The sequence below is a fragment of the Roseburia sp. AF15-21 genome (assembly GCF_003479505.1).
GTDB lineage: Bacteria > Bacillota > Clostridia > Lachnospirales > Lachnospiraceae > Roseburia_C > Roseburia_C amylophila.
Genome location: NZ_QUHG01000012.1, coordinates 21,686 through 32,757 on the forward strand (window position 1 = coordinate 21,686; position 11,072 = coordinate 32,757).

Annotated in this window: 10 protein-coding genes; all 10 read right to left on the reverse strand. The window is 43.0% G+C overall.

All coding sequences use genetic code 11. The features are described 5' to 3' along the window. Positions 1 to 41: 41 nt before the first annotated feature. A complete protein-coding gene (locus DWW33_RS13725) occupies positions 42 to 1,091 on the reverse strand; it encodes a DUF5688 family protein (protein ID WP_117739824.1) in 1,050 nt (349 codons plus the stop codon). Positions 1,092 to 1,119: 28 nt separating this feature from the next. Next, entirely contained in the window at positions 1,120 to 3,231 is a 2,112-nt protein-coding gene (locus tag DWW33_RS13730) for a DNA topoisomerase 3 (protein WP_117739823.1), read from the reverse strand. A 72-nt stretch (positions 3,232 to 3,303) separates the two neighbouring features. Next, complete coding sequence (locus tag DWW33_RS13735) at positions 3,304 to 4,050, reverse strand: CD1107 family mobile element protein (RefSeq protein ID WP_117739822.1); 747 nt, start codon at positions 4,048 to 4,050, stop codon at positions 3,304 to 3,306. Continuing rightward, positions 4,025 to 4,333, reverse strand: coding sequence for a DUF4315 family protein (locus DWW33_RS13740; protein ID WP_003864571.1), 309 nt, complete (start codon positions 4,331 to 4,333; stop codon positions 4,025 to 4,027). Before DWW33_RS13740 ends, DWW33_RS13735 begins: the two co-directional genes overlap by 26 nt. Before the next feature lie 26 nt (positions 4,334 to 4,359). After that, positions 4,360 to 6,603, reverse strand: coding sequence for a C40 family peptidase (locus DWW33_RS13745; protein WP_117739821.1), 2,244 nt, complete (start codon positions 6,601 to 6,603; stop codon positions 4,360 to 4,362). Positions 6,604 to 6,654: 51 nt separating this feature from the next. Continuing rightward, positions 6,655 to 7,113, reverse strand: coding sequence for a hypothetical protein (locus DWW33_RS13750; RefSeq protein WP_029471606.1), 459 nt, complete (start codon positions 7,111 to 7,113; stop codon positions 6,655 to 6,657). Next, positions 7,097 to 9,565: a VirB4-like conjugal transfer ATPase, CD1110 family gene (locus tag DWW33_RS13755; RefSeq protein ID WP_117739819.1), complete on the reverse strand. Its 2,469-nt coding sequence runs from the start codon at positions 9,563 to 9,565 to the stop codon at positions 7,097 to 7,099. The genes DWW33_RS13750 and DWW33_RS13755 overlap by 17 nt, the downstream gene beginning before the upstream one ends. Continuing rightward, entirely contained in the window at positions 9,516 to 9,905 is a 390-nt protein-coding gene (locus DWW33_RS13760; RefSeq protein ID WP_117739818.1) for a PrgI family protein, read from the reverse strand. Before DWW33_RS13760 ends, DWW33_RS13755 begins: the two co-directional genes overlap by 50 nt. A 22-nt stretch (positions 9,906 to 9,927) precedes the next feature. Beyond that, positions 9,928 to 10,800 (reverse strand): VirB6/TrbL-like conjugal transfer protein, CD1112 family, encoded by an 873-nt coding sequence (locus tag DWW33_RS13765; RefSeq protein ID WP_117739817.1) that lies wholly within the window; start codon positions 10,798 to 10,800, stop codon positions 9,928 to 9,930. Positions 10,801 to 10,819: 19 nt separating this feature from the next. After that, entirely contained in the window at positions 10,820 to 11,035 is a 216-nt protein-coding gene (locus DWW33_RS13770) for a Maff2 family mobile element protein (protein WP_005334815.1), read from the reverse strand. Between the last annotated feature and the right edge of the window lie 37 nt (positions 11,036 to 11,072).

Here is an 11,072-nt window from a genome sequence, read left to right on the forward strand (position 1 = left end):
CCGCAGGGCGTTTGCTCATTTAACGTTTTTCATGCTTGGTATTAAAGTTCCATATCATGTTTCTTTGCTTTCGGTTTCTTATCCGGCTGTTCTTTTCCGGCTTTCTCCGTTTTTGCAGCCTGTGCTTCTTTTTCTTTCTGACGTTCTGTGAATCTGTCAGCTTTTTCAAAGACATGATCCTTTGTATCAAAGTGATATACATCATTGGTAAGGCGTTCTGCGGGGGCTACCTGAGTGGCATTTACTTTTTTTACCATATCTCTTAACATTTCTGCATCCACTTGCCCGTCATCTGGAAAGACCAGCATTTGATGGATGGATGATGGCAAAATGAAGAAATCATTTCCAAGAAGTTCCCCCATGTTATCCATGAATTCCGGATAAAAGATCACACCGGCTCCATCAATTCTTTCTGTATTCGTAACAAAAAAGAATGTCGGCATCTCACTTGATTCCTGCAATGTTTCCTGCAGCATTTCACGTTCATCCGGTGTCAGCATGAGAATATTTTTCTGATACATTTCATCTATCAATGCACCTATACTTGATACCTCCGGGACCATAACTCGCGGTGAACTTTTCATCGCATCTTCATGAAGCTGTTCTGCCGAGATTCCATACTGTTCAAGCAGATCATTCTTGATAAACATGGAACTTAATCCATCCTGATCCTTGCCTACTGCCACATGATAGGTAATTGCGAGGTCTTCCTTCAGCTGATGCGGCGCATTTTCGAGGACTTCCTTATTTGCTTCGGCTGATGATACACGGATAAACAGCTTGTCCTTCACGTCTTCATAATTTAAAATGGATTTCAGATCAATCTGTATCGGTGTCTCAATGACTATATCTGCAATCTTTCTGCATACAGTTTCCATTGTTACGCCAGGCTGTGCTTTATATGCTTCATACAGCTGATTAAGATTAATCGTCGGGGTAAGCATCTCACCTTCTTTTCTCACCATCAATCCCGTATAGGCACGGTTCAGTTTCTGACACTCCATCGTTGATACTTCTGCATTCTCATAATCCTTTGGTAAAAAGAGTTTGATATTGTCCTTTACTTCATTTACAAATTCATTAAAATTCATTCTTCGTTTCCTCCTCTAATCTGTTTTCTTATTTCTTTTTGCTTTTGTTTTTTGGTTTCTTTTGTGGAAAGGATAAAGAAAAATTTACCCTTCCGGTTTCATCTGCATCCATAAGAAGATCTGCCTCAAAGTACATATTCTTCTTTTTGGAATACAAGTCTTTTACATGCACACTTCCACTTTTCAGAAGTTCTGCAGCCATCTTCTTATCCATGGCTTTTTCCATGCTCTGCAGATAGCGATTTTCTTTCCAGAGAGCAAAGTGACAATCATGGTTGCTACAATAGAAGTTGGTTTTGCTTTCATATACCAGGCTTCCACATACCGGACATGTTCCAATGCTTTCTCTGGTCTGAAATCTTCTTGTTTCTTCTTCGGAAATCGCATCGCATCCATTCAGCATCATGGTCAGCATGTTTTTGATCCCGGTCATAAACTGTTCCGGTGCAATTTCTCCATGCTCCATCAAGAGCAGCTGATTTTCCCATTCTGCAGTCATACTTGCAGATTTCAGAAAGTCTGGCAGGATCTCCACAAGGACTTTTCCATCGTCTGTTGGAAGAATCTTTTTTCCTTTTCGGGTAGCATATTGGGAATAGATCAGTTTCTCGATGATACCGGCTCTTGTTGCCGGAGTTCCTAATCCTTTCTTTTCCGTATCTTCATCGAATTCCTTATTTCCAGCTGTTTCCATTGCCGCAAGGAGAGTATCTTCGCTGTATGGTTTTGGTGGCGATGTAAAATGTTCTGTCTTTTCTGCAGCTACAGCATAGAAAGTCTGTCCCTGGGTTACTTTCGGCATCCTCTCTTTCATTTCCTGATCCGGATCTACGATTGCCATGCGATCCTTATTTTTGAAGCAGTTTTCAAAGAGTTTCCATCCATCCTGCAGGACAATTTTTCCTTTTGCTTTGAAGATTTCTTCCTGGCATTCCACTTCAATCTCTGTCTCCTGGTAAATGTGATCCTTACTCATTGCCATGACTGTATGGACTGCGATTAGAAACAGTATCTTTTCTTCCCAGGATTTCAGTTCACCCAGATGACAAGATGCAAGCTCCATCGTTGGGATGATTGCATGGTGATCTGTCACTTTACTGTTATTCATGACTTTCTTCACATCTGGCTGCTCCGGCTGATCAAACGGACCTGTCAGTTGATATTTCTCATAAATCTGACGAACCACATTTCTTACGGTCTGCTCCATATCTTCGGTCAGATACTGGCTGTCCGTTCTTGGATAAGTGATCAGTTTCTTTTCATACAGGCTCTGAGCGGTATCCAGTGTCTGTTTGGCTGTCATTCCGTAGATACGGTTTGCTTCTCTCTGCAGTGTGGTCAGATCATAAAGCTTTGGTGCTTTTACTTTCTTTTCCGTTTCTTTTACTGCTGTGACAATAGCTTCACTTCCTTGGCATCTGCTTCTTAACTGTTCCGCCTCATCCGGATCAAAGATTTTTGGCTTTACAGCCGGAATTCCATCACAATCGAGTTCCACATTGAAATACTTTTCTTTCTGGAAATTGCTGATCTGTCCGGCACGTTCCACCAACATGGCAAGTGTCGGTGTCTGAACCCTTCCAACGGTCAGCTTTTTGAAGTACTTTGTGGTGTAAGCTCTGGTTGCATTCATTCCTACCAGCCAGTCAGCCTGAGAACGACATACAGCAGCTTCGGCCAGATGTCGGTATTCCTCCGCGGATTTCAGATGCTGCATTCCATCAAGGATTGCGGAATCTTCCAGAGAACTGATCCATAATCGTTTCACCGGCTTTTTACTTCCAGATAAGTCATAGACATGTTTGAAGATTAATTCTCCTTCACGTCCGGCATCACAGGCATTTACGACGTATTCAATTTCCGGACTGTTGAGCAGTCTTTTTAAGATATAGAACTGATCTTTCTTATCTTCTGAGACTGTAACTTTCCAGTCTTTCGGGATGATCGGGAGATCTTCATATCTCCACTGGTTAAATTTCTCATCGTAAGCATCCGGTGAAACATATTCGGCCAGATGTCCGAAGCACCAGCTGACCATACAGTCGGTTCCTCGTAAATATCCGTCTTCTCGTTCCTGTGCTCCAATCACTTCTGCGATTGCTCTTGATACACTTGGTTTTTCTGCAATTACTAAATACATGATGTATTACCTCCTTCATATAACGAAACGGAGAGAGCATATTTTACAGCCCCCTCCGCTAAAAAAGTTTATTTATTTTTCATTTTCTTCAAAATCTTCGTCTTCAGACTCTTCCTCATCCGGAACTTCTTCCAGTCCACCTGTTTCCAAACCTTCCGGCTGATCATCCTCATCTTCCTCTTTTTTAGGTTTATAGATCTTGAAGTAGTAGTAAGCTGCCACACCGCCGAGAGCCAAAATCAGGATTGTTGCCATTGCACCCATATTGGTTTTGGTAGATGCTGTTTTCTCCGGATCAACGGTAGCTTCCTTGTCTACATCCTCATTATTTGTTTCATCCAACACTACCTTTGATGTATCCGGCTGTGGTGTTACGACAGTAGAAGTGCTGTCTTTATCCAGAAATTCAGACAGATCATTCTCATCAATCTGGGATAACATATAGACATTCTGTGATGTGGCACTGCGGTCGATCACGATATAGAAAGTGTTATTATTCTTCGTTGTAACCGTAAGAAATTCCTTTGTGGAATCATCGGTAATGTCATCCTTGACTTCGCCATTTCCTGGTGTTGTAAAGGCAGTTCCCTTGTCTGTTCCATCTTCCGGCAGCACCTCACTTGTACTTGCCACCTCATCCTTTTTGTCATCTTTTTTCTCTTCTTTGTCTGTTGACTGCTCTGTCTGAGTTGTCTCTACTTTGGATGCCTCTGCTGATTCATCCACATAGGCAAATGCTGTGGTTGATGCTGTAAAAAGCATCATGACTCCCAACAACAGTCCTGCCATTTTCTTATTCATTTTCTTCCATTTCACCATTCTGATTTTCCTCCTTATTTTTTTCTGTGAATACAAAGGAGCCTGAACCTTCTTCGTCAGACTCCCTGCTTACCTGAAATTTAACTGTTCCACTCTGGATACCATCCAAAAGATCATATAACTGATCATTATCCATCTTCATACCACGGATACACCTGATCATCTCATTGTCCTCTTCCTGCTTTAATGCAGCCTGGACACCTCTGAGATATTGCTGCAGATCCGCAATCTTTTTCTCTGTCTTAGCAATCTCATCCAGATATTTCTTAATCTTTTTATTCAAACTTTCACCTCCCTTCGTTCACCCCTTTATGGCAGTCTTCCAAAGCACATGAAGTGTTGCTGCCAGTAGGATGTGCTGATACTTGAGTAATGGATCGGATCTCCGCAATGAATCATCATATTGTTACCGACATAGATACCCACATGGCTTGCACCGGATGTGTTATACGTTCCCTGGAAGAAGATCAGATCTCCTGGTTTTGCTTCTTGCGGTGATACATAAGTACATACGCCTCTTAATCCATCCGCGGTCAATCGTCCATAGTTCCAGCCATTACCACAGTGGTTAATGACATAAGATACGAAACCTGAGCAGTCAAATCCGGACGGAGAGTAGCCACCCCATACATAAGGTACTCCCAGATATTTTTCTGCTTCTCGAATCATCCGGGCGAATTCTTCATCCTGCAGTGCTTCCGGTGGAATCTCATAACTCATTCCATTACCGCCTGATCCACTGGTCACATTGTTTACATCCCACAGATAATTTCTGTTTCCATAGGTCGTATTTAATGCATTGTAGATGATCAGCTGCTCCGCATTCAGATTGGCTCTTGCCACAGCATCAAAGCTTCCATTTGTCAGTGTCACATATAGAATCTTCTTAGTGCTTGTACTGGTAACCGTTACTTCCTGACTGCCATTGTCATCTGCGATATAGGCTTCCCAGGTCTGGTGTCCATGAGCAGAAGCGGCAGCATGGTTATCATAGTAAACGTCAAACTGCACACCATATCGTGCAAAGGCTCCGGTATCCTCAACTGTGTATTCCACACCATTCATTACTACCTTTGTTCCAATCGGCACAAACGGATTGGAAGCATCTACAGCAATGGTATGGTTTGCAGTTGGATATGCACCACTGGCAGTTGGACCTCCGGACCATACTCCACAACAGATTCGACAGTTACAGTATCCACTGGTCACTACCTGTCCCAATGATTCTCCGACTCGAACATTTCTGGTTTCTGTCACCGTTTCTGTTCGACCTTCTGTATTCAGATGATATTGTGCTTCAAAAAGAGCTTGCAGCTCGTTTTCAACATCTGCGTACGTCCAGTCCCCATATTTTGCGGTAAGATACGAGATAAGATGGTATGGATTATGGCCGATCTCAGCAATGTTGTACTGATACTCGTCATAATTCGGATGTCTTCGTTCCATCTCATTGATCTGCTGGTTCAAGGCACTTTCCAAAGTGGCATATCTGTTTTCAGCAGCATAGATATCCTCATCCGAACTTGGATACGTTGTAATACCGATCACAGATCCAGCTCCCTCTATAGAGGCACTGCAGCTCCCCAGGGATACCGCTATGACAAGAAAAAGAAGCGCAAAAATACCGATGCCTGCGAACATGGCACGATTACGCTTTATGATCTCTTTCAAGGCAATCTTTGCTTTTACCGTCATGTTCTCGACACCGGCAATGGTTGTTGCTCCACCCAGACTACCAGCGGATTTTCCAGCTCTGGCTGCCCGGTAAGCATCCTTATATCGTTTTTTCTGGAAGAAGCGATTATAAAAATGTCTCTTTTGTTCGGCTTTCTTCACCGATTCTGCATGTTTTGCTCCTTCCATACTTTCTGCAGAACCAAATTTCAGTTTCTTTTCTACGGTAGCCTCACGATAACCTCTGCGATGGGTTTTCACATCCGTTCGTTTACTCCGGATCTGAGCATGACGCAGACCACGCAAAGCAGTTTCTGTTTCACGCTCTACAAGTCTGGCACTTTCCACACCTGCATTTTCATCTATTTCTTCCTCTTCGGAAATGACTGCTTTCATGCCAGATATAACAGTTTGTGTGGCAATGTATTTCCCGGCTGTCCCTCCCGGTTTCATACCAGCACCTTTCACCATCTGATTTCCTTCATCATCAAAGGATAATCTTCCGGCTTTTGCCTGTTCTTTGGTCATCTGTTTTTGCAACTGCTTCTTCCGAATAGATTTCTTTTGACTGTTCAGGCTGTTATCATCATCCGGGATTTTTTCATGACGATGCAGTTTCTTTCGATATCCAGATACTTTTTCTTCCGGTGTGACTTCAACTGTATCCTCAACAGTTTCCTGTCGGACAGATGATTTCCGGATTTTCTCCATCTGCAGTCGTTTTCCTTTTCCCGATTTTGAATCTTCGCCCTCAGTCTTTTTTCGTTCCCGTTCCGGAACAAATTCTTCTTTATTTTCCGGTCGCCCCCGACTCCTGTGACTGATATCTTTTATGCTGCCATCACGGAGATTTTCTTCTATCAGACCATCTCTGGTCATCTTTGCGACCTTTTTATCTTTGCCTTTAAATTCTTTTCCAGCTATAGGTCATCACCTCCTGGCACAACTTTTCTTTCTGTACTCATTCAGTTCCTGGCGTCCTATAATCGGGATACCAGGATAACCATCTGCCTGTGTCCTGATTGCTGGAGAGCTCGCCTGGATATGAAATACCCAGTTCAATTCACTCGGATCTCTCGGCCAGAAACCATTGATCAGCATAGCCTCCTTGAACTGATTGTTGTGCAGATGGATCTGGGTACGTTTATACAGAACTTCTTTCAGATCATCACTGGTAAGATGCGGATAGATTTTCTGTGCCGGATAAAAATTCCAGAATACCCAGTCAAGGATAATGTTCTGTGTTTCCAGCGGAAGTTCATACAGATGATGATCATCATTGACTGTATGAACACGGTATCCTGGCTGCACATTTTCCAGATTTTTCATCTGAATGTAAGGATTGTCCTGATTCCACTGCTTGATTCGGATCTTATCGATTTCCTTCATTTGCATCCCTCATTTCTTTATCTCGTTTCAATGTTTCCTCGGGCTTCGTGGTCATCAGACCATATAATTTCAATGTCTTATCGAACTTATCCTTAAATGGAATGATCGTTGTTCCATAGAAAAGAAGTCCTTCACCTTCCCCGGAATTCGTCACATAAGACAACTGATATGGGGAAATATTCAGCTGTTTTGCAAGGATCTGTCTGTCACCTGCAGCCTGGTTCAGCATCAGGATAAAATCACTGTTCTCAAAGATATTTTCAATTTCCCTGCTGGCAAGAAGATCTTTGATATTCTGTGTGATTCCAGTCGGTACGCCTCCCCATTTTCTGAATCTCTTCCAGATTTCTACGGAATAAGCGGCTGTCTGTTCTTCTTTGAGCAGAAGATGAAACTCATCGATATAGTACCTGGTAGATTTGATGCCACGGTTGATCGTAACTCTGTTCCATACCTGGTCCTGGACAATGAGCATTCCGATTTTCTTCAACTGCTTTCCAAGTTCCTTGATGTCAAAGCAGACAATACGGTTATTCAGTTCTACATTGGTTCTATGGTTGAATACTTTCAGTGATCCATTTACATAGATTTCCAGTGCTGTTGCAATTCTCTGGGCCTGTGGTTCTTTCTGCTTTCTGAGGCAGTCATACAGGTCACCGAGGACCGGCATGTTTTCCGGTTTTGGATCTGCAAAGTACTTCTGATACACCAGTGGAAGACAGCGGTCGATCACTGATTTTTCCTCTGCTTCAATACCGTCCCTGCTTCCCATGATCAGCTCACATAAGGACAGGACAAAATCAGATTTCACACCAAGTGGATTGTCATCATCGGAATAATCCATATTGATATCCATCGGATTGATATAATCCTTACTGGTTGGTGAGATGTGTACTACCTGTCCGCCAAGTGCATGGACCAGCGGATAATATTCACCTTCCGGATCTCCGATGATAATGTCATCCTTCGTAACAAAGAAAGCATTGGTGATCTCTCTTTTGGCAGCAAAGGATTTACCGGATCCAGGAGTACCAAGGATCAGGCCATTCGGATTTTTCAGTTTCTTGCGGTCCACCATGATCATGTTGTTGCTGAGTGCATTTAATCCGTAATACAGGGATTCTCCTGCCATAAAAAGTTCCTGAGTGGTAAACGGTACGAAGATAGCAGTGCTGGTCGTGGTCAGTGCACGTTTGATGGGGATATGATTGACTCCCAGCGGAACACTGCTCATCAGTCCTTCTTCCTGCTGATAGTCCAGACGTTTCAGTACACAGTTGTATTTCTGTGCAATTCCGGCAGTCTGGAAGATGGCATTGTCCAGTGCCTGTTTGGTCTTTGCTGTATTTAAAAAGAGCGCTGTTACAAGGAACATACGCTCATTTCGTGACTGCAGGTCTTCTAACAGACGCTTAGCTTCTCCGCCATACGTGTTCAGATCCGATGGAATGATATCCATATCGTATCCGGCCCGGACTGCTTTTTTCTGTTCTTCAATTTTCATCCTGTTGATATCCGTAACCTTGCTTTTTACAAGCTTGATTGCTTTCATCTGATCCACAGACTGAACATGCAGATTGACGATGAGATTCTTATCAATATCCAGAAATTCTGCAAGCATCTTATCTGTAAGCTCCGGTGCCAGGATCTGCAAATAAGAGACTGCCCCGATGGTATTTCCCATGCGGAATGTATTTCTGTCCTTGAATACAAAACTGGTCGGTGCCACATAATCTTTGGTATTGAGTCCTGTACGGATCATGGAACCATAATCAAACTGGAAGTCTGTCATGTTATCTGGATTGAAAGTCTCATATAAAATCTGCAGTCTTTCCACCCCATTCAATGGATAAGCCGGAACTCCAAGGATCTTGAAATTGTTCAGGATATCCGACTCAATACGTTCCAGCTTTGGCTTTGCTTCCCGGATATTATCCGCTTCGATGGAAAAGGTGATATATTTTGATTTCACCAGTCCATTATTCCCTTTCGCCAGCTGCTGTTTCAGCATCTTGGCATATTCCATACGAACATCGTCAAAAGAATCCTCCTGAGGACGGATCCGGATGACCTGTTCAAATTCTTTCATGCTGCTTTTATGATTGATAAAGCTCAGCTGAAAATGAATACTGGCATCAAAGTAATTGAGGAAATCGCACCAGTTTTCAAAGATCGCATTTTTATCTTCGTTCTGAGCCAGCTGGTAGTTGATGTCATAAAAGCGGATACACTTAGAATACGTTTTTCCCTGTACCCTGCAGATCCCATCTCTTCCCATTTCCTTATAAGCGATCGACTGCTGGACGGACAGTTTTTTCTGCCTGCGTTTCTCTTCCTGCTTTTCTTTTTTCTTTTTCTCTTTTCTGTCTACTTTTTTGTATCCGGTATCTGCGACAGTTTTCTTATTTTTCTTTTTTCGCAACCGTTTTTCCTCCTTTCGGTTTTCCTGCATCCGGAGACTGTCTGATCTGTTCCGGATCTGTTTCATAATAGTTTTCAGTTTCATATTTTCTGATGGGTGGACGAAGAAACTTCACCCGGATCATATGCATCAGAACATCTTCCAGGTGCATCCCGTCTTTTTCGTACATGGCAAATAAAAATGCCGGTAACATCAAAAGCACCATGACCGTTGCCGCATTACTGTTTCCCATCACATTACGCAAGAGGAAATAGCTTGGAATTCCCATTGCAGCACCAATCCCAATACAGATCAGCTGTCTTTTGGTCAGGTTAAATGCTACTTTATTTTTTACCTTCGTTAAGTCTTTCGGTACGCTGACATATGCCATGATTTTCACTCCTTCCTGTAATTTAGTGCGCGTTAAATATCGACTTACTTAAGGATGCCGTCTTAAAGAGGCTGTAACATAAGATCACCGTGTAAGCTATAACGCCAAATAATGAAGAACTCAGATTATCTGAATACTGGATACCTGCAACAAGCACTGCATAGATTGCAACGCATACCATCATCAGAAACGCCTGGAAAGCCAGGGCAAAGAGTCCTCTGAAATAATTCGTGCCGATCTGTCCCCATTCTCTGTTACTCATAGTTGCGAATGGAATCGGCGCAACTGAGGTATATAGGTAAATCTCTATCATACGTCCATACATGATCACTGTGATCAGTACAGACAGGATTCTCATACAGAAGCCGGCGATAAGGGTTTCCAGCGCCAATACAACAAGTTCTCCGATTTCCATACTTTCCAGTGTTGCGGAAAGATCCGTCAATGCCGAAGAAATATCAATGGCGGTACTTCCTGTGATAACACCGGCCGCAGAATTAACTACGTGCTGGCCCACATCGAATACCGCCATTGTGATCGTAAATGTGTTACTCACCAGATATACAGCGATCCACATTTTTACGAAGTACTTGAAAAACATCCAGGTATCAATATCATGCATGTTGTTGCGCTCGGTCAGCATAGAAATCAATTCGTAGCAGAGTACGAGTGTGATAATAATACCTGCGATCGGCATGATCACGGAATCAGATAAGTTCCGGATCATACTGAATATGCTGCCGTTCCACCCTTGCGGGGTCTGTCCAACCTGGGTAGCGATCTCACCAGTCTTTTGATTGACATCAGTAAACATTGTGTCCAGGTTGGAAGTGATCATCCCGGTTAAGAGTTCCCTCATCCATTCCTCAATCGCATCAAAAATCTGACTGAACATGGATCTCTACTCCTTTCTCTTAACCAAATAATCCACTCAGAAGCGGAATTAGCTGTGTTCCGATCAGGATAACACCACCACCGCTCATCAGCTGCTTAATTCCCTGGGATTTTGCACCCGGATTGTCGTTTCCATAACCTTCCATCAGGTTGATTACGCCCCAGACACCAAGACCGGCACCGATTGCAACGACCAGTGTCTGAAGGATATTGATTGCACTGCTAAAAAAAGCCATAATCAAATGTATGAACAAACGCTTTTCTTATGGTCTG